The sequence below is a fragment of the Deinococcus puniceus genome (assembly GCF_001644565.1).
Lineage (GTDB): Bacteria > Deinococcota > Deinococci > Deinococcales > Deinococcaceae > Deinococcus > Deinococcus puniceus.
Genome location: NZ_CP011387.1, coordinates 1,027,294 through 1,046,525, shown reverse-complemented (window position 1 = coordinate 1,046,525; position 19,232 = coordinate 1,027,294). Strand labels below are relative to the sequence as shown.

Here is a 19,232-nt window from a genome sequence, read left to right as displayed (position 1 = left end):
ACACACCGGAGGTTCCATGACAGACCAACAGCACATTCAGATTCGGGGCGCACGCGAGAACAACCTCAAGAATATTTCGCTGGATATTCCCAAACATCAGATCACGGTGTTTACGGGCGTGTCGGGTTCGGGCAAATCGTCGCTGGTGTTCGATACCATCGCCGCCGAAGCCCAGCGCCAACTCAATGAGACGTTCACGGCCTTCGTGCAGGGGTTCATGCCGCATTACGGCCAGCCCGACGTGGATTCCATCGAGTTTCTGAACGCGCCGATCATCATCAACCAAAAGCGCATCGGCGGCGGCTCACGCTCCACGATGGGTACCTATACCGACATTTCGGCGTTGCTGCGCCTGCTCTTTTCGCGGGTAGGACAGCCTTACGCGGGGCCAGCCTTCGCCTTTTCCTTCAACACGCCGCAGGGCATGTGCCTAGAGTGCGAGGGCATCGGCAAGACCGTGCAGCTCGACATGGACGCCTTCCTAGACCCCACCAAGTCCCTGAACGGCGGCGCGATCCTGCACCCGGATTTCAAGGTGGGCAAGTTGCTCTGGAAAAGCTACGCCCTCTCTAACCAGTTCGACCTAGATAAACCTGTGCAGGACTACAGCGAGGCAGAGTTGCACGCCCTGCTGCACGGCGACGGCGCGGGCGTCGATCTGGCGATGGGCTACCTGAAATATGAGGGCTTGGTTGACCGCTTCAACCGCTCGTACATCAAGAAAGATTCCGGCGCGATGTCGGAGCGCAACAAGGCTGTGTTCGAACAGTTCGTGAATACCCAGACTTGCCCGGTCTGCGGGGGCGCACGGCTGAATGAGGCGGCACTAGCTTGCCGAATAGACGGGCGCAACATTGCCGAGTGGTCTGACTTGGAAGCAACCGAATTGATCGGCGTGTTGCAGACCCTCAGCGATCCGGTGGCCGTGAAGGTGGCCGCCAAGCTGCGCGAACGCATTCAGCACCTGATCGAAATCGGGCTGGGCTACCTGAGCCTCAGCCGCGAAACGGCCACACTGTCGGGCGGCGAATCGCAGCGCATCAAGATGATTCGGCACCTCGGCAACAGCCTGACCGACATGCTGTACATCCTCGACGAACCCAGCGTAGGCCTGCACGCCCGCGACGTGGCCCGCCTGAACGGATTGCTGCGCCAACTGCGCGATAAGGGCAATACCGTGCTGGTGGTAGAACACGACCCAGACGTGATCGCGGTGGCCGACCATATCGTGGACATCGGCCCCAAAGCGGGCACGCACGGCGGCGAAGTGGTGTTTGCAGGCTCTGTGGCCGAGTTACACAGGGCCGACACTCTGACCGGGCGGTTTTTGAGCCAACATCTGCCGATAAAAACCAAAGTGCGGACAGCCACCGGACACCTGAAGATTGAGGCAGCCACCCTCAACAACCTGAAAAACGTGTCGGTGAGCGTCCCCACAGGCCTTCTGACGGTGGTGACGGGCGTGGCAGGCTCCGGCAAAAGCACGCTGATCAACGACGTGTTTTTGGCCCAACACCCCGGCGCAATCGTGATCGATCAGGGGCGCGTGGGGGCCAACAGCCGCTCGGCTCCGGCCACCTACACGGGCATCATGGACGATATTCGGCAAGCGTTTGCCAAAGCCAACAAAGTCAGCGCGTCCTTGTTTTCCTTCAATTCGGCGGGCAGTTGCCCGGAATGCAGCGGCCTAGGCATCATTTACACCGATCTGGCCTTTATGGAAGGCATGACGACTCGCTGCGACGCCTGCGAAGGCAAACGCTTCAAGCCCGAAGTGCTGGACTACCATCTGCGCGGCAAAACCATCAGCGACGTGCTGGAAATGACCGCCGAAGACGCGCTGGCCTTCTTCACCGAAAAGAAAGTCCGGGCCGTGGTGCAGGCCATGAACGACGTGGGCTTGGGCTACCTGAAATTGGGGCAACCGCTGAGTACGGTGTCGGGCGGCGAGGGACAACGCCTGAAACTGGCGACGGAACTGCACAAACAGGGCAGCGTGTACGTCATGGACGAACCCACCACCGGGCTACATCTGTCCGATATCGGCCTGCTGATGAGCATGATTGACCGACTGGTGGACGCCGGGAACACCGTGATTCTGATCGAACACCATCTGGACGTGATTCGCCAAGCCGACTGGATCATCGATCTGGGGCCGGAAGGCGGCAGCGCAGGCGGGCAAATCCTGTTTGAAGGGCCGCCCGCACTGCTGTCCCAGTCGGAGCGGAGTATTACAGGGCAGTTTATTTGAGGCTGGGTCAGGGCCACTGTTGATTCGGCTGAGCAATATTCACTGGTGGCCCAGTTTGGCGAGCATTTGACGTTGACGGTTCTGGGTGAACCCCCCCGTTGCTGTCGCAACGCCCCCCCTTAGAGGTGGGGACAAAAGCTCTTGCGCTCCCCTCAAGGGGGGCTGGCTGCGAAGCAGACTGGGGGGTTCACCTTCCAGCTCAACGGGAGCCGCTTTCAGTGCGTCTGCAACGCCCCCCAGCCCCAACCCAAAGCCCATCTCCCCTAATCTTCCAGCACCCCCCTTGACCTTTTCCTCACATCCGTGTATAGTTTCAATTCGTGCGCCGCTTAGGAAGTGCCTAGCGGCTGGAAGGTGCCCCCACATTCAGGACATGCTGCCGATCAAAGGCATTTGCGAGTCACTGGGGCTGTGCTTTCCCGAAAGGACTACAAATGAACTTTGATCAATTGATCGCGCCCGAACTTGCGGCGCGCCTCGCTGAACGTGGCATTACCGAAGCTAGCCCTATTCAGGCAGAAACCCTGCCCCATACCCTCGCTGGCAAAGACCTGATTGGCCGCGCCCGCACCGGTACCGGCAAAACGCTGGCCTACGCGCTGCCCATCATCATGAAGCTGGACGCCAGCCGTGAGCGTGGCCGCGTGCCCCGCGCCATCATCGTGGCCCCCACCCGCGAACTGGCCAAGCAAGTGGCCGAAGAATTCAGCAAGACCGGCGGCGACCTCGTGACCGTGACGGTGTACGGCGGCGCAGCTTACGCGCCCCAAGAAAACGCTCTGCGCCGTGGCGTGGACATCGTGGTGGGCACTCCTGGCCGCCTGATCGACCACCTCGAGCGCGGCAACCTCGACCTGAGCGGCGTTGAATTTGCCGTGCTGGACGAAGCCGACGAGATGCTCAGCGTGGGCTTTGCCGACGCCATCGAAACCATCTTGCAGCGCACCCCTCCCACTCGCCTGACCCAGCTCTTCAGCGCCACCCTGACCGACGACATCCGCCGGATTGCCCGTCAGTACCTGCGTGAGCCTGTGCTGGTTGACCTCGTGGGCGAAGGCAAGAGCCAGGTGGCCCAGACCGTCGAGCACCTGAAAGTCAAAGTGGGCCGCAGCCGCACCCGCGTGCTGGCCGACCTGCTGACCGTCTACAACCCCGAAAAAGCCATCGTGTTTACCCGCACCAAGCGCGAAGCCGATGAACTGGCGATGGAACTGATCCACCGTGGACTGGAAGCCGAAGCCCTGCACGGCGACCTCGCCCAGAGCCAGCGTGAACGCGCCCTCGGCAACTTCCGCAACGGACGCGCTGGCGTACTCGTCGCCACCGACGTGGCTGCCCGTGGCCTCGACATTCCCGAAGTGGACTTGGTGGTTCAGTACCACCTGCCCCAAGACCCCGACAGCTACGTGCACCGTTCGGGACGCACGGGCCGCGCTGGACGCACCGGCACCGCTATCGTGATGTACGGTGACCGCGACGGACGCGACATGAACGGTCTGGAGCGCGTGACGGGCGTGCGTTTTATCGAGCGCCCCCTGCCGACCCCCAAAGAAGTGCAGTCTGCGAGTGCCAAGGCTTCTGCCGACCTCGTGCGTCACGTCGATCCTGCCGCTGCCATCACCTTCCAAGCCGAAGCCGAGCGCCTGTTCAGCGAGCTGGGCCTTGAAGCCTTGGCCCGTGCGCTGGCCAAGATCAGCGGCGTCAGCGAGCCTGTGAAGGCCGCCAGCCTGCTCAGCGGTGAAGAAGGCCTGACCACCATCATCTTGCACGCCGAGCGCATGAGCGTTCCCCGCGCAGTGGCCGTCATTGCCCAGAACTGCGACGCCGATACGCGCCGCTTGGGCCGTGTGCGTCAGTGGCGCGGCGGTGCTGTGGCCGACGTGCCCAGCGAGTACGTCGCCAAGTTGCTGGCAGCCAGCCCTCTCGGCGGAGAAGTCACCGTCGAAGTGGCGCAGGAACTCCCCGAACTGTTCGAAGCCCCCAGCCGTGAAGGACGTCAGGGCGGCTATCAGGGCGGCAACCGCAGCAACCGCGACGAAGGCGGCTACCGTGGACGCGGCCAGAGCGGCGGCTACCAAGGTGGCGGTCAGGGACGCAGCCAGAGCGGCAGCAGCCAAGGCGGGTATCAGGGCGGCGGGCGCAGCCAGAGCAGCGGCGGCTACCAAGGCGGCGGACGCAGCCAAGGTGGAAACGGCGGCGGACAAGGCGGCTACCAGCAGCGCGGCGCACAGGGCGGACGCCCCCGCGAGGACTTCGCAGACCGCGAATTCGTTCCTTCCGGACGCTAAGCCTAAGCAAGTTTTAGAACTTTGAATGAATGCCCCTGCCGAAAGGTGGGGGTATTTTTTGGTGTGTGGGCGCTGACGATTTGGGGGTGGGCGTCTAAGGGTCTGAGAAAAGCAATTGCTGCGCTGATTCACCTCTCACCCTGCTGCCGACGCAGCGCCTTTCTCCCACAAGGGGCGAGGGCAACCGTCAAGGGATGAAGATTTAGGTTTAGCTCCTCACCCTCGAGGGGGAGGCTGGGAAGGGGTGAATGAGCAAAGCGATTGCCTTTGCATTTCCTTAGACCAACCACCCAGCAATCCTCCTCTCCCCCACCAAACGCCCGTTTGTGTCCCGCCCCGTAACGCCCCCAGCCCCATGTCATCTAGACGCGCCTTGACCCGTGCCCCCTACAGACCGTAGGGTAAAGCTATGAGTGCGTTCCGTATCGTGGTGGTACTTCTTGGTTTCGGGGGTTGTGTCCGAGGCTGAGCGCCACCGCGTGCCACCACACACCCCCGCCCAAGCGACAAGGGCGGGGGATTTTTTGTTCAGCAGCAAGGTTAAAACCGACAGAGACACCGGGAATACATACAGAGAAAGGCAGGCAATCCAAGGGAGGAATACAGATGACGCAGGGCAGCGGGCAGGACACAGAGCAACATGCAGGGCAGCAAGCAATGACAGGCCACGAACTAGACCGGGGCAGCATGACGGGCGCGAAAGCACTCTGGGCGACACTCGCCAATCACGGCATCAGCACGGTGTTCGGCTATCCGGGCGGCGCGATTATGCCCGTGTACGACGCACTCACGTTTTACCCGGAGGTGCGGCATGTGTTGGCCCGCCACGAGCAGGGCGCGATTCATGCCGCCGAAGGCTGGGCCAAAGCCACCGGGGAAATCGGCGTGTGTATCGCCACATCCGGCCCCGGCGCGACCAACCTAGTGACCGGACTGGCCGACGCCATGCTGGACAGCGTGCCTCTGCTGGCGATCACGGGCAACGTGGCGCGGCACCTGATGGGCACCGACGCTTTTCAGGAAGCCGACATCACGGGGATTACGCTGCCCATTACCAAGCATAACTACGTGGTGCGCGATGTGGAGGAACTGCCCCGTGTGATTGCCGAGGCCATCCGCATTGCGCGGAGCGGCAGACCCGGCCCCGTGCTGGTCGACATTCCCAAGGATGTGCAGTTGGCAGCGTATGCGGGCGAAGTGGCCTACCCGCACGCCCGCCCCGAGCATCCCGCGCCCAAGCCCGAAGCGATTGCCAAAGCCCGCGAACTGCTGCTGGCCGCCAAAAAACCCGTGATCATGGCGGGCGGCGGCTCGCTGGACGCCAGCGCTGAAATTACGGCATTGGCCCGCGCTTGGGATATTCCCGTGATTACTACGCTGATGGGCCTCGGCGCGTTTCCGTCCTCTGACCCGTTGTGGCTGGGCATGCCCGGAATGCACGGCAGCGTCGCCGCCAACCGCGCCATCAGTGAAGCCGACGTGCTGCTGGGCATTGGCCTGCGCTTCGATGACCGCGTGACGGGCCGCGTGAACGGGTTTGCGCCCAACGCCGCGATTATTCATGTGGAATTGGACGCCGCCGAAATTGGCAAAATTGTGCGTGTAGGCGTGCCGGTGCGCGGAGACGCGGTGGTGGCCGCCAAGATGCTGACCGAGAGCGCACAGAAACTTGACTTGCCGGAGTGGCGGGCGCAGATAGCGGAATGGAAGAGCCGCACCGTCACGCCCACCGAGTGGGGCGCTGGATTTGCCGTGAAATCGGTGGTAGACCGCCTGCGCCCCGACGACATTCTGAGCAGCGACGTGGGGCAACACCAAATGCTGGCCGCGCAACTGGCCCGCTTTGAAAAACCGCGCCGTTGGATCAATTCGGGCGGACTGGGCACGATGGGCTTCGGATTCCCGGCGGCCATCGGCGCGGGCATGGCCGAACCCGGCGTAACCAGTATTGTCATTGCGGGCGACGGCGGATTCCAGATGACCTTGCAGGAACTGGCGACGCTCAAGATGTACGACATCCGCAACGTCAAAATCTGCATCATCAACAATTCTTACTTGGGCATGGTGCGCCAGTGGCAAGAACTGTTCCACGAAAAGAGGTACAGCGAGGTCTGGCTAGGCGACTCTAACCCCGACTTTGTAAAACTGGCCGAAGCCTACGATGTCCCCGGCTACCGCGCCTCTAACGCCGAGGAGTTGCCCGGCATGATCGACGCTTGGCTGGCAGACCCCAAATCGGCCCTGCTGGAAATCGTGGTGCCGCACGAACACGGCGTCTTCCCGATGGTTCCGGCGGGCGCGGCACTGTACGAGATGATCGAAACCGAGCCGCCCCGCAAACAGCCCGCGCCTGACCTGTCGGCGGAAATGGCCGAAGCTGCCGAGGGAGCCAAAAACGCATGAGCGACTACACGATGACCGAGCAGCCCAAAGACCACCTCGTTTCGGCGTTGGTGCGCGACGAACCCCGCGTGCTGACCCGTATCACGGCCCTATTTGGGCGGCGCGGCTACAACATTCGCAGCCTTAGCGTGGGCGCAACCGAGCATCCCGGCCTCTCCCGCATGACTTTTGTCGTTACCGGAGACCGGGGCGTGGTGGAACAAGCCATGCGCCAACTGGAAAAATTGCATGACGTGGTGCGGATCATCGACCACAGCTTGGAGAAGTTTGTAGACCGCGAACTGGTGCTGGTGAAAGTGGCGATTTCGCCCGACAGCCGCGTAGAAGTGCGCCAGATCGCCGAGGATTTCCGCAGCCGAATCGTGGATGTGGGCCGCCACGCCCTGACCTTTGAAGTGACGGGCGACGAGGGCAAGATCACCGCTTTTATCGAGCAGATGCGCCCGTTTGGGATTCTGGAAACCATGCGAACGGGCCGAATTGCCCTGACACGCGGCAGCAACGCCGACATTCCCAGCCACGTGTACCATGATGGAGAAACTGAAACGCTGCGCCCAGCGGTGGAAAGTGTGGAGCCGAGGGAAGAGCGGGCGCGGGATGTGCCGAATTTGTTCTGAGTCGTCTCTGACCCAGACGCCCCACCCTTACCTAGCCCGCACTCCCCCACCCACCCCTTCAATACAGGAGAATCCACAAATGGCTGCAACGATGTTCTATGACCGCGACGTGTCTCTCGACTCCATCCAAGACAAGCTGATTGCGATTATCGGCTACGGCTCTCAGGCGCACGCCCACGCGCAGAACCTGCGTGACAGCGGCTTGAACGTAGTGGTCGGCCTGCGCGAAGGCTCCAGCAGCAAAGCCAAAGCCGAGCAGGCGGGCTTGAAAGTAGTCAGCATCGAGGAAGCCACCAAAACGGCAGATGTGGTCATGCTGCTCATTCCCGACGAGAACCAGCCCAAAACCTACGCCGAAAGCATCGAGCCGCACCTGACCGCAGGCAAGGCGCTGGCCTTCGGACACGGTTTCAACGTGCATTTCGGACGCATCAAGCCGCCCGCCGATGTGGACGTGTACCTCGTGGCCCCCAAAGGCCCCGGCCACATGCTGCGCCGCGTGTACGCCGACGGCGCGGGCATGCCCGGTATTTTTGCCGTGCAGCAGGACGCCAGCGGAAAAGCCCGCGAGATTGCGCTGGCCTACGCACGCGGCATCGGCTGTACCCGTGCGGGCGTGCTGGAAACCACCTTCAAGGAAGAAACCGAAACCGACCTCTTTGGTGAGCAGAGCGTGCTGTGCGGCGGGGTGACCCACCTGATTCAGGCCGGATTCGAGACTTTGGTGGAAGCGGGCTATCAGCCCGAAATCGCCTACTTCGAAACCCTGCACGAAGTTAAACTGATCGTGGATTTGATCTACGAGAAGGGCTTTGAAGGCATGCGCCACAGCATCAGCAACACCGCCGAGTTTGGTGACTACGTGACTGGGCCGCGCATTATTACGGACGAAACCAAGGCCACCATGAAAGAGGTGCTGACCGACATTCAGACTGGAAAATTCGCCGAGCGGTTTATTGCCGACGCCGAGGGTGGTTTCCCGTACATGAACGAGCAGCGCAGCAAAATGCGCGACCACAAACTGGAAACCGTGGGCAAGGAACTGCGCGACATGATGCCCTTCATCAGCAAGAAGGCGTTGGAAGTTTAAGCTTCGGCCCCCTGTTCTTGGCTGTGCCCTGCCCGGAGCAATCTGGGTGGGGCACACGTGTTTGATTCACACCTTCTTGGGGGCATATCTAGACAAGTAAATATTTAATTGGCTATGAAAAAGTTCACTGAAGGGATATGACCCTCATCAAGACGGCTGGCGACCTGTGAGTTGGACGGCTTGGCGATGGATGATCCGAAGCCTGGGCCTCTTGGCCGCCCTATTGCTCTGGTCACAGGCGAGTGCCCAGCAGGCGTTTGCCATGCGCTACAGCAATCCATCGACCAACGGCGACATCGTGCTGATCGGCAACGTGAATTACTACTGCACCATCGACAGAGCGTTGGCGACCGCCACGCAGGCCAGCAGATGCGCCAGCGCCCGCGCCGTGCAGCCGGGGAATCTGACCAATACCGTCACCAACAATCAGGTGTATCTGGTCAACAGCGACACCGACAATGACCCTTCCACCAGCAATTCCAGCTCCGCCACCCTCAACCTGACCTCTGGCAGCAGCGTGCTGTTTGCAGGGTTGTACTGGAGCGGCAGTTCAAGTAGCGCCCCAAATCGCCGCAGCGTGTCTTTTGGTGTGCCGGGGCAGGCAGTCAGCCCTCTAGTGGCAACAAACGTGGCTAGAATAGGCAACACCTACCAGTCGTTTGTGGATGTGACGGCCCTAGTGCAGGCCGGGGATAACGGAGCCTACACCGTCGCCAACATCAACAGCACGCAGGGCGCGGGCACATGGGCCAACTGGACATTGGTGGTGGCGTTCAAAAACAGCGCCCTCCCCGTGCGAAATCTGTCGGTCTTCGATGGGCTGCAAAGCGCTTCAGATCCAAGTTTTCCCTTAGACATCACCGTCAGCGGCTTTTTGACCCCCAGTATCGGAGCCGTGAACAGCACGGTGGGCGTGGTGGCCTACGACGGAGACCGGGGAGCCGCCGAGGGAATCGGAACTGGGGGCAGCCTGCAGTTCGGGGCCAACAGCGGCGCACTTAGTCCGGTGTTCAATGCCGCCAACCCTGTCAACGACGTATTCAACTCCACTATTTCGGCGCTAGGCACAGAAGTGACGGCAGGCCGCACTCCTACCTTTGCCAATACACTGGGGCTGGATATAGATACGTTTGCCCCCAATACGCCGCTGCCCAACGCCAGCACGTCGGCAGTGGTGCGCGTCACCGGAAGCTCGGGCGACGTGATCTATCCGGGCATCATCACCCTCGCCACCGATATTTTCATTCCCAACCTCAAGGATGGTCTGACCAAAACAGTGAGGGACGTGAACGGCGGGCGCGTGCTGCCCGGAGACCAATTGGAATACGAGCTGGTCGTCAAAAATCAGGGCAACGACGGCGCAGTAAATGTGATGCTGACCGATGTGCTGCCCCCCAATACCAGCTTCGTGCCGGGTTCACTGAGCCTGACCGGAGCCAACGCGGGAACCAAAACAAACGCGGTTGGGGACGATCAGGCGGAATACGACAGCGCGGGCAACCGGGTGGTGTTCCGGCTGGGCACGGGCGCAACAGCTTTGGCGGGCGGCCTGCTTCTTCCCGGCGACGAGGCGCGGGTGCGCTTCCGGGTGCAGGTGAACGCGGGCACTCCCGGCGGCACAGCGATCAACAATACGGGTAACGTGACCTACCGCCAGCAAACATTGGGGAATACCATCACCGACGCCAGCGACGGCAATCCCACCCTAACGGGCGACCAACCTGCCACCGTCATCGTCAGCGGCCCCGACCTCACGCTGACCAAAACGCACACGGGTAATTTTGCGGCGGGGCAACCGGGAAGCTTCACGTTGCAGGCCTCCAACGCGGTGGGCTGGGCGGGCAGTTCGGGCACAGTTACGGTCACCGACACCCTGCCCGCCGGAATGATCGCCCAGAGCATCAACGGGGCGGGCTGGACATGCACCCTCTCGCCCCTGCGCTGCACCCGTTCCGACAGCCTCAGCGCAGGCACGGTGTTTCCCGATATCACCCTGACGGTGGTGGCGGCCAATGCAGGCAACTACACCAATACCGCAACAATCGGCGGGGGCGGTGAAGAAGCCAGCGCGGCGGGCAACAACAGCGCCAGCGACGCCGTGACGGTGGTTCCGGTGCGCCCGGTGGTGACCCTGACCAAAACGGTACGCAACATCACGCAGGCCAGCGCCACAGGCACAAACGTGGCAGGCTCGCCCGGTGACCTGTTGGAATACTGCGTCAACTTTGGCAACACGGGCGGCGCGGCCCCCAACTTCGTGTTGAAGGACGCCCTGCCCGCCGAAACCCTGCCCAAAGTGGACGGCTACGGCACTGGCCTTGGCCTGCGTCTCACTCTCAACAATGTCGTCACCGACCTGACTTCGGCCACCGACGCAGACCGGGGCGAGTTGACGGGACAGAACATGAAACTAGGCCTAGGCACGTTGGATGCGGGCAGCACGGGCCGAATTTGCATGCAGGCGAATATCCGCTGACCTGAAAAGCGCCGCACCCGTGTAGACGTGTGGGCTTGCCTTCATCCTGCCCGCCCTGTACAGTCTCCCTATGCAAGTATCTGGCCTGCTTCTTCTTAGCGTTCCTCCGGTGGAGTGAGCGGCTAAGAACCGTGTCAGCCCCCCCGGAGGAACGCCCTTCGGGGGGTTTTCTTTGGTCTCTCGCCCTTCTCCAGCTTTCCCTACTGCACCTCAAGGAGCTACCACCATGACCCAGCAGACCCCCATCATCCAGCCCCCTACCATCCAGCCCATCCGCATTTTCGATACCACCCTGCGCGACGGCGAGCAGAGTCCCGGCGTGGCGCTGAACCACACCCAAAAGCTGGAAATTGCCCACCAACTGGCGCGGCTGGGCGTAGACGTGATCGAGGCGGGCTTTCCGATTGCCAGCCCCGGCGACTTAGAGGGCGTAAGCCGCATTGCTCGCGAGGTGCGGGGGCCAATTATTGCGGGGCTGGCACGGGCCAACCGGGCCGACATCGAGGCCGCCGCCAAAGCTGTGGAACTGGCCGAGCGCCCCCGAATTCATACCTTTATTGCCACCAGTCCCATTCATATGGCAAAGAAATTGAATATGGAACCGGGCGCGGTAGTCGAGCGGGCCATCGAAGCGGTTCGGCTGGCCCGCACCTTCGTCGACGATGTGGAATTTAGCGCCGAAGATGCCACCCGCTCCGAGTGGCCCTTTTTGGCCCACATCTTCAAGGCCACTGTAGAGGCGGGCGCAACTACTATCAATGTGCCCGACACGGTGGGCTACACGACCCCCGAAGAAATGCGGGCGCTGTTCGCCTTCCTGAAGGGCGAATTGCCGGATCATGTGATCTTGTCGGCGCACTGCCACGACGACCTAGGCATGGCCGTCGCCAACTCGATTGCGGCGGCACAGGGCGGGGCACGCCAGATCGAATGCACCATCAACGGGATTGGCGAGCGGGCGGGCAACGCGGCGCTGGAAGAAATTGTGATGGCCTTTCACACCCGCAAGGATCATTACGGCTTTGAAACGGCCATTCGTACCCGCGAGATTTACCGTGCCAGCCGGATGGTCAGCCGCCTGAGCGGGATGCCGGTGCAGCCCAATAAGGGCGTGGTGGGCGACAATGCTTTTGCCCACGAATCGGGCATTCACCAAGACGGCGTGATCAAGGCCCGCGAAACCTACGAAATTATGAACGCCGAACTGGTGGGCCGCGAAGCCGCCGTATTGGTGATGGGCAAGCACTCGGGCCGCGCCGCCTTCCGCAAAGCCCTGACCGATTTGGGCTACGACGTGGCCGAAGACCGCATCAAGGAAATGTTCGCCCGTTTCAAGGACTTGGCAGACCGCAAAGGCCAGATCTACGCCGACGATTTGCGGGCCTTGGTCGACAGCCGCACCGATATTCCCCAGACCTTCGTGCTGGAAAAATTCCAGATCACCAGCGGCACCGATATGCAGCCCCTCGCCTACGTGCGTGTGACCACACCCGACGGCCCCCGCGAGGCTACCAGCAGCGGTGACGGCGCAGTGGAAGCCATCTTCCATGCGTTGAACAAGGTCACGGGCATTGCGCCCGAACTGGAGGTTTACCGCGTGCAGGCCGTGACCAAAGGCACCGAGGCGCTGGGAGAAGTCAGCGTGAACACCCGCTACGGCGAGATCAGTATTCACGGCACAGGCGTCGCGCCCGACGTGGTGGAAGCCAGTGCCCGTGCGTGGCTGCGCGTGATCAATCAGATCGTGGCGGGCATGGGCAAGAGCCGCCAGATCAGTCAGACGACGGTGTAGGAAAACAGGGAACGTGGAGGGTGGATCGTAGATCGTGGGTTGGCTCTGACCACGTTCCACCCTCTACACTCCCGTATGCCCCAACCCATCCTCGAAGTCGCTGTCCTGAATGTCATCCCCGGCCAGAACGCCGAATTTGAAGCCGCGTTCCGAGTGGCGCAAAACATCATTTCGGGCATGGACGGCTACATCAATCACACGCTGAAGCACTGCCTAGAGCGGCCCGGAGAATACGTGTTGCTGGTGTGGTGGACGACCTTAGAGGCGCATACGGTGGGCTTTCGTGGCAGCCCGCAATACGCACAGTGGCGGGCGCTGCTGCATCATTTCTACGATCCGTTTCCCACGGTGCTGCACTACGGCGAGGTAGAGGGCGTGCCCGCCTGACTGTCCACTTGCCCCCGCTCTCATCACACCGTTTCATGACAACATGACAGGCGTGAATTCTCTCCTCTTGCGAACCGTCGTGCTGACGGGCGTCCTGATCGGCGGCGTCAATATTATCTTTGCGGGTGTGGAATACGGCTTTGCAGCCTTGCCCCTCTGGTTTTACCTGTCTCAACTGCTGCTGATTCCGGCCATGTTCATCCCCATGCGGCTGTTTGCACAGGCCTCCATTACGCCCGAATTCCTGCGCCGCGCCGGACTGTACGCGCTGGGCTGGGCCGTGCCCTACGCCATCTACAAATTCGCGGGCGACGCGCTGAATCCGGCATTCAGCCCCGTGGCTTCGTTGATCGGCTACTTGGTGACAATTCTCTTGTTCGCCGGAATTTTCGCTGCCATTCGCAAACCGAAATAACCCGGAGCAACGATGAGACTTGCCATTCTGTCTGACGTTCACGGCAATGGCTTTGCGCTGCGGGCCGTACTGGATGACGCGCAGGCCGCCAGCCCGGACGGGCTGTACAACCTTGGCGATACCGTCTGGGGAGCTTCTGACCCGGCTACCGCTTGGGCATTACAGGCCGAATTTGCACCGCCCACCGTGCGCGGCAACACCGACGAGCGCATGGCCGGAATGCGGGGGGGCAAAGAAGAAATGCGCGGCTGGGTGGCCTCTCAGTTGCCCGCAGACGTGGCCGCGCACTTGGGCCAGCTTCCGACATTTGTAGACGTAGCGGGCGGCGAGGTGCGGCTGGCACACGGCAGCCCGCGTGACCCTTGGGAAGCCCTGATGCTGTCGGGGGAAGAAGAACGGCCCGCCACGCCCGCCGAGCTGCGCGAACGGCTGGGCGAGTTTGCCGGGGCCGTGTGCGTCGTCGGCCATACCCACTCCGAGATGTTTCGGGGAATAGACGGGACGAGTTTGGTGAATGTTGGGGCCGTCAGCCAACGCCATACAGAAGGCCCACCACTGGCCCGCTGGCTCCTATTGACTCGGCAACACGGCCACTGGAACATAGAATTTCGCCGCACACCCTATGACGTGCAGGCGGCGGCGGCTTGGGCCAGAGCCAACGCCCCCGCCGAGATTGGCGAGGAAGAGGCGGCGTGGTTGCTCGCGGGGCAGGAACCTTGACAGACACACGGCCACTCCGAATCGTCTTTATCTGCGCCCAGAACAAGCTCCGCAGCCCCACTGCCGAAGCGGTGTTCCGCACGGACTACGGCTGGGACGTAGCCTCGGCGGGCACCAACCGCGACGCCGAAACGCCCGTCTCGCGTGATCTGCTGGAGTGGGCAGATGTGGCGGTCTGCATGGAAAAACGTCACCGGGACATCTTGCGCCAACGCTTCCGGGGTGCGCTGCCCGATGACCGCATCCTGAGTTTGGGCATTCCCGACGATTACGACTTTATGGACGCCGATCTGGTGACGCTGCTACAACGGCTGGTGCCGGGGCGCTTGGCGGGCACACAGCCCAAGCAGGAGACTTCATGAAACTGATCGGGATTCTGGGCGGCATGAGTTGGACAAGCAGCGCAGAATACTACCGGGTGCTGAATGAAGAGGTGGCGCGCCGAATGGGCGGCCTGCATTCGGCGCGGGTGCTGCTGCATTCGGTGGACTTTGCGGAAGTGGCCGCCCTGCAACGCGCCGGTCACTGGGCCGAGGCGGGAACCCTACTGGCCGAAGCGGCAAGGGGACTGGAACGGGCGGGGGCCGAAGCTTTGGTGCTGGCGACCAATACCATGCACAAAGTTGCCCCGCAGATTGAAGTCGCTGTGTCTCTGCCGCTGCTGCACATCGTAGACGGCACGGCAGAGGCGATCCGGACAGCGGGCCTCAGCCGAGTTGGGCTGCTGGCGACGGCCTTCACGATGGAACAGGAATTTTACACGGGGCGGCTGCGGGACAGGTTTGGAATACAGACGCTGACGCCACCGCCTGAAGACCGCGCCGAAGTTCACCGAATTATCTATGACGAGTTGTGCCGAAACGAGATTCGGGACACCTCACGCGCCACCTACCGGCACGTCATGGCCGATTTGGTCGCACGCGGCGCACAGGGCATCATTCTGGGCTGCACCGAAATTACGCTGCTTGTGGGGGCCGCCGATACCGCTGTGCCCGTGTTCGACACAACCCGGCTGCATGTGCAGGCCGCCGTAGATTGGGCGCTGGAGTCCTGAACCGAGTAGGCGCTTACTTGCCCTGAAGCGTAGAGCGGCGAATATTGAGTTCCGAGCCGCCCTTGGTGGTCAGGGTCAGGCTGTCGGCCACACGCACCGCAGTCAGGGTTTGGCCCGATAAAGCCTTGATCAGCGTGGTTTCTTGCTGACCTACAGCCACCGAGCACGCCACACGGGTACTGACCAGCACGCCAAAACTCAGTTGATCGCCATTCAAGGTCACAGGGCCGTTGATAAAGTTGCAGCCGACTTTGCCGGACACCTTCAGGCTCTGGCCCGCCTGACTGAAGCTGACCTGACTAAAGTTGAGCAGTGGCGTGTATCCGCGCACTGGAATGCTGCCGGGCAATGTCCAGCCTACTTTCCAGTTCCCCGCAACATCGAGGGGGCCGGAAGACTGAGCCTGCGCTGTGGCAGAGATTGCAGCAACGAACAGCAGGGCGGCCAGAGGCAAGGGCTTCATCTTCCCTCTGTTCTACCCAATCCAAGCTGATCAAACGTGAGATTTTATACGAAACGCCCGGAAAGTTGGCCTGCTGTCACTCGGCTGCCAGCTCTCAGCGCCCGAAGGTCAGGGTCACATCGTCGGTTTTCAGGGTCAGCGTCGGCCCAGTCACACTCAGGGTAGGGCGGCTGCCCAGCACCGACAAAAAGGGCGTGCCTTCCGCGTCCATGCAGGCCATCATCGTACTGGTCAGCGGCGAAGTCAGCACCAACTGGTTGCCTTCCATGCGGTACGAAGCGCCGTAAGAATTGCAGCCGTCACTGCCACCCACCCGGCCCCCTTCCAACGTGAGGGTCACGGGTTTGGGGGTGTTCGGAGCCGCCTGACCGTTGACCTGCTGGAGCGTGTAGGGCGTTGCCGGGACGGGTTGTTGAGGCAGTCCGGTGGCCGCTCCCGCCGTGCGCGAGAGGGTCACGGTTCCGGCGGGGCCGCTGAGGACTAGAGACGACGAACTGAATTTGGCCGAAAGGGTGCCCGACAATGCTTGCAGAATGGCCCTTTCCTGTGCCATGCGCGGCGCGTCACACATCATCCGGGTGGTGGCGAGTGGCCCGAACGTGACCGCCATGCCCGAGGTGGTGACCCGACCTACGGCGCGGTTGCAGCCCGCCGTACCGCTGAGGGCAAAGCCGGTGGCGTCGGGGGCGAAGGTGAACGACGCCTGTGCAGGCAGGGCCACCTGACGCCCGCCCGCCACGAGGCGCGTGACGAACCAAGTGCCGTCCAGACTGTTCATGCCCTGCCCCTTTCCGCCCGAAGAAACGATGGGCGGCGTGATGGTCTGAGAAGACGTGAAGACGAGCCGATCCGATTTGCCCGAAAAAAGCGTCAGCAAATTGCCTTGCACAGCGAACCGGGACACCCCCCGCATCAGATTGACGAACCGTTCTTCTAGGCCGTCGATTCGGTCAGGGCAGGCGCGGCGCGTGGTGGCGAGCGAGGTGAAGCGCACAATGTCGCCGCGAGTGGCAAAGTTGGCGCGGTAGGTATTGCAAGACGTACTGCCCGACGCCGCCGAGCCGCTGAGGCGCAGTGTGGGGCGCGGCGCGGCCTGTCCGGGCGACACCAGTTTGCCCTGTTCGGTCAGCCCGGTCAGTGTCCAGTCGGTACCCACCAGCGGCAGAGTTTGGGCCGAAGCCGAGGCAGCGAGGGCAACGGTCAGGGCGGCAGTCACAGCAAAGAGAGAACGCATATGACCAGTTGTACCCTTTTGGTCTGACGGGCGCGTGAACATTGGCTGACGGACACACATAGAGGAGACGGCCCTTGCTCTACCGTCTCCCCCTGAGCTGATTTCTGTACCCATGCTTTTCTCTGTGCCAGTGCTTTCTATGCTCCGACTTTAAGTACGTTGCACTTAACATTGCGCGTTTCCGGGACGGCACCGAAACCGCTCCATTTCCAGTGCAACGTACTCCCTTCGATACTCGCTTCGCTCGGTTAATCTATAGATTAACTTTGACCTACTTAGCTGCGCGGCCCCATTTCGAACACGGCCTGCCAAGGCTTGTAAATCGTGCTGACCCTATCGCTGCGCACGCCCTTGGCATCCCTGATGGTGCGGCTGATGTACAGGCTGAAGCCGTCGGCGGCCCAGTCCACTTGCCTGACCGAGCCGGGACGCAAACTGGGGTTGGTGACGTATTTGGCGGCGGGATGCGCTATTCGGGCCGTAATCACGGCGGGGCTGACGGTGACGGTGCGGGCGGGCTTGATGCCCCAGACCTCGACTTCCAGAACCGACTGGGCATTGTTGTTGATGGTCTTGATCAGCAAAGGCCCGCCCGTGTCGTTCTTCAGCTTGAGATCCAAACCAGGATCGTAGACGGCGGCCTCGAAGCCCACCTGCGGCTCGTAATAGCCCACACGGTAAGAATGTTGATTGCGCTCCACGACGGGTAATCCGGCCTGATACAGCGCCCGGAACGCGGTGGTACTGACCTGACACACGCCCCCACCGAGGCCGTCCACGGTGCGGCCCCCGCTGATGATCAGGCCGCCCACGAAGCCGTTGCTGGCCGTGATGCTGCCCAGCGAATTGAGGAAGCTGAAGTCCTCTCCGGCGGGAACCACAGTGCCGTTGATTTTGGCGGCGGCATTGGCGACGTTGGTGCGGCGAGCGGCGCTGGAGTTGTAGTAGGTGCTGCGCCCGGTGGTGATCAGTTGCAGTTTGGCTACGTCGGGCAGCTGCGCCAGCTTCAGCGTGGGCAGGCTGACTTTGCCGGGCAACACCACGTTTTTCACGGCGGCGTCGGTAATGGCTTTGCGGAAGGCCGCCAGCGCCAGCTTGGGTTCGGCCACCTTGCCCGGCTGCTCCTTCACGCGCACCAGCTTGCTGCCCTGCAGCGCGTAGCGGGCATTCTGGGCAGGCTGATTCACCTCACCCGTCAGGCGTTTGAAGACCGAATTGATGGTGGCGTCATCCAGCACGATGCCCGTTTCGCGCACCCAGTACAGATTGGCGACCTGCAACCCTGTGAGGCCCGCCTTGCGCGTGGTGCCCTGCAACTGCACCGTCAAGGGGCGAATCAGCGCGTTGCCCTGTGCCACATAGCCCTGCAACTGCTCGGCGGTGTATTTGGCCTTCCATTCGGTCACGGGAACACTGAGAGCCGTGAGGGTAGGTGCGGCCACATACGCGGCCACCGCAGCGTTCACATCGGCTTTGCGGCCCGGTGCGTCGGCGGTCACGGTGTAGTTTTTGGTGGTTTTGTCAAAGACAACCGTGGCGTTTTTGGGCTGGGTATTCAGGCTGGCCGTCAGGGCACTCAGGCCCGCTTTGGCCTGCGCCGCGTCTACGCCCGCAATGAGGGGGAAATCTTGCACCGGAGCCTGACCGAGCGCGGCCTGCACACGCTCCAGCACGCCGCGTTCACGGGTGGCACGCTCGGCGGCGGCGATACTGGTCTGGGCATCGGCCCGCCAACCCAGCGTCTCGGCCCCCACCGTCCAACTCTGGCCGCCCGCCGTGACCGTGACTTGCGGGGCAGTCGCCGCCCGCGTTCCCAAGGCCTCCAGCGCCTGCCCAGACGTCATTCCGCCGACATCCACACCTGCCACGCGCAATCCTGCCGCCAGTGTTCCATTGCTTTGTGTCGCCACGCCCATAGCCAGCGCTCCACCCAAAAGCGCCGCTGCCGAAACCCCCATCACCCAGACCTTCATCACGTTCTATTGTAAGGAAGTTCACGAGCAAAAGAATGATAAATCCGCACAGTGTACCCCCATCCGGGT

At 62.0% G+C, this 19,232-nt stretch carries 15 protein-coding genes; 12 read left to right on the top strand and 3 right to left on the bottom strand.

All coding sequences use genetic code 11. From position 1 onward, the window contains the following. Positions 1–16: 16 nt before the first annotated feature. From SU48_RS04785 to SU48_RS04730, 12 genes are all read left to right on the top strand, one after another. Positions 17–2,251, top strand: a complete 2,235-nt coding sequence (locus SU48_RS04785; protein ID WP_064014257.1) for an ATP-binding cassette domain-containing protein — start codon at positions 17–19, stop codon at positions 2,249–2,251. Between the two features lie 434 nt (positions 2,252–2,685). Further along, a complete protein-coding gene (locus tag SU48_RS04780; protein ID WP_064014256.1) occupies positions 2,686–4,539 on the top strand; it encodes a DEAD/DEAH box helicase in 1,854 nt (617 codons plus the stop codon). 687 nt (positions 4,540–5,226) lie between these two features. Further along, positions 5,227–6,942 (top strand): biosynthetic-type acetolactate synthase large subunit, encoded by a 1,716-nt coding sequence (gene ilvB / locus SU48_RS04775; RefSeq protein ID WP_064015845.1) that lies wholly within the window; start codon positions 5,227–5,229, stop codon positions 6,940–6,942. Further along, the gene (ilvN, locus tag SU48_RS04770; protein WP_168733628.1) at positions 6,939–7,559 is read left to right on the top strand and encodes an acetolactate synthase small subunit; all 621 of its coding nucleotides are present in this window, start codon (positions 6,939–6,941) and stop codon (positions 7,557–7,559) included. The genes ilvB and ilvN overlap by 4 nt, the downstream gene beginning before the upstream one ends. Positions 7,560–7,638: 79 nt before the next feature. Next, complete coding sequence (ilvC, locus tag SU48_RS04765) at positions 7,639–8,649, top strand: ketol-acid reductoisomerase (protein ID WP_064014255.1); 1,011 nt, start codon at positions 7,639–7,641, stop codon at positions 8,647–8,649. Between the two features lie 190 nt (positions 8,650–8,839). Beyond that, positions 8,840–11,125: a DUF11 domain-containing protein gene (locus SU48_RS04760; protein WP_064014254.1), complete on the top strand. Its 2,286-nt coding sequence runs from the start codon at positions 8,840–8,842 to the stop codon at positions 11,123–11,125. A gap of 226 nt (positions 11,126–11,351) precedes the next feature. After that, complete coding sequence (locus tag SU48_RS04755) at positions 11,352–12,917, top strand: 2-isopropylmalate synthase (protein WP_064014253.1); 1,566 nt, start codon at positions 11,352–11,354, stop codon at positions 12,915–12,917. 75 nt (positions 12,918–12,992) lie between these two features. Further along, positions 12,993–13,304 (top strand): antibiotic biosynthesis monooxygenase family protein, encoded by a 312-nt coding sequence (locus tag SU48_RS04750; protein ID WP_064014252.1) that lies wholly within the window; start codon positions 12,993–12,995, stop codon positions 13,302–13,304. Between the two features lie 43 nt (positions 13,305–13,347). Further along, positions 13,348–13,719 carry a hypothetical protein gene (locus tag SU48_RS04745; RefSeq protein WP_331710201.1) on the top strand — a complete coding sequence of 124 codons (372 nt, stop codon included), beginning with the start codon at positions 13,348–13,350 and terminating at the stop codon, positions 13,717–13,719. 12 nt (positions 13,720–13,731) lie between these two features. Next, positions 13,732–14,439, top strand: a complete 708-nt coding sequence (locus SU48_RS04740; RefSeq protein ID WP_064014250.1) for a metallophosphoesterase family protein — start codon at positions 13,732–13,734, stop codon at positions 14,437–14,439. Further along, positions 14,436–14,801 carry a low molecular weight protein tyrosine phosphatase family protein gene (locus SU48_RS04735; RefSeq protein WP_064014249.1) on the top strand — a complete coding sequence of 122 codons (366 nt, stop codon included), beginning with the start codon at positions 14,436–14,438 and terminating at the stop codon, positions 14,799–14,801. The genes SU48_RS04740 and SU48_RS04735 overlap by 4 nt, the downstream gene beginning before the upstream one ends. Beyond that, a complete protein-coding gene (locus SU48_RS04730; protein WP_064014248.1) occupies positions 14,798–15,493 on the top strand; it encodes an aspartate/glutamate racemase family protein in 696 nt (231 codons plus the stop codon). The genes SU48_RS04735 and SU48_RS04730 overlap by 4 nt, the downstream gene beginning before the upstream one ends. Positions 15,494–15,506: 13 nt before the next feature. Here the strand turns inward: SU48_RS04730 and SU48_RS04725 are convergent, their stop codons facing one another. The 3 genes from SU48_RS04725 to SU48_RS04715 form a co-directional block, all read right to left on the bottom strand. After that, positions 15,507–15,956, bottom strand: a complete 450-nt coding sequence (locus SU48_RS04725) for an META domain-containing protein (RefSeq protein WP_064014247.1) — start codon at positions 15,954–15,956, stop codon at positions 15,507–15,509. A 94-nt stretch (positions 15,957–16,050) separates the two neighbouring features. After that, positions 16,051–17,190: an META domain-containing protein gene (locus tag SU48_RS04720; RefSeq protein WP_064014246.1), complete on the bottom strand. Its 1,140-nt coding sequence runs from the start codon at positions 17,188–17,190 to the stop codon at positions 16,051–16,053. A gap of 275 nt (positions 17,191–17,465) precedes the next feature. Further along, the gene (locus SU48_RS04715; RefSeq protein ID WP_064014245.1) at positions 17,466–19,163 is read right to left on the bottom strand and encodes a VanW family protein; all 1,698 of its coding nucleotides are present in this window, start codon (positions 19,161–19,163) and stop codon (positions 17,466–17,468) included. Positions 19,164–19,232 lie beyond the last annotated feature (69 nt).

Bases quoted from the DNA above. Each gene is read 5' to 3' on its own strand.
- SU48_RS04780 (WP_064014256.1), top strand. From the start codon at position 2,686: ATGAACTTTGATCAATTGATCGCGCCCGAACTTGCGGCGCGCCTCGCT.
- SU48_RS04730 (WP_064014248.1), top strand. From the start codon at position 14,798: ATGAAACTGATCGGGATTCTGGGCGGCATGAGTTGGACAAGCAGCGCA.
- SU48_RS04755 (WP_064014253.1), top strand. From the start codon at position 11,352: ATGACCCAGCAGACCCCCATCATCCAGCCCCCTACCATCCAGCCCATC.
- SU48_RS04750 (WP_064014252.1), top strand. From the start codon at position 12,993: ATGCCCCAACCCATCCTCGAAGTCGCTGTCCTGAATGTCATCCCCGGC.
- ilvN (WP_168733628.1), top strand. From the start codon at position 6,939: ATGAGCGACTACACGATGACCGAGCAGCCCAAAGACCACCTCGTTTCG.
- SU48_RS04720 (WP_064014246.1), bottom strand. From the start codon at position 17,190: ATGCGTTCTCTCTTTGCTGTGACTGCCGCCCTGACCGTTGCCCTCGCT.
- SU48_RS04760 (WP_064014254.1), top strand. From the start codon at position 8,840: ATGATCCGAAGCCTGGGCCTCTTGGCCGCCCTATTGCTCTGGTCACAG.
- SU48_RS04740 (WP_064014250.1), top strand. From the start codon at position 13,732: ATGAGACTTGCCATTCTGTCTGACGTTCACGGCAATGGCTTTGCGCTG.
- SU48_RS04745 (WP_331710201.1), top strand. From the start codon at position 13,348: ATGACAGGCGTGAATTCTCTCCTCTTGCGAACCGTCGTGCTGACGGGC.
- ilvB (WP_064015845.1), top strand. From the start codon at position 5,227: ATGACGGGCGCGAAAGCACTCTGGGCGACACTCGCCAATCACGGCATC.
- SU48_RS04785 (WP_064014257.1), top strand. From the start codon at position 17: ATGACAGACCAACAGCACATTCAGATTCGGGGCGCACGCGAGAACAAC.
- SU48_RS04725 (WP_064014247.1), bottom strand. From the start codon at position 15,956: ATGAAGCCCTTGCCTCTGGCCGCCCTGCTGTTCGTTGCTGCAATCTCT.
- ilvC (WP_064014255.1), top strand. From the start codon at position 7,639: ATGGCTGCAACGATGTTCTATGACCGCGACGTGTCTCTCGACTCCATC.
- SU48_RS04715 (WP_064014245.1), bottom strand. From the start codon at position 19,163: ATGAAGGTCTGGGTGATGGGGGTTTCGGCAGCGGCGCTTTTGGGTGGA.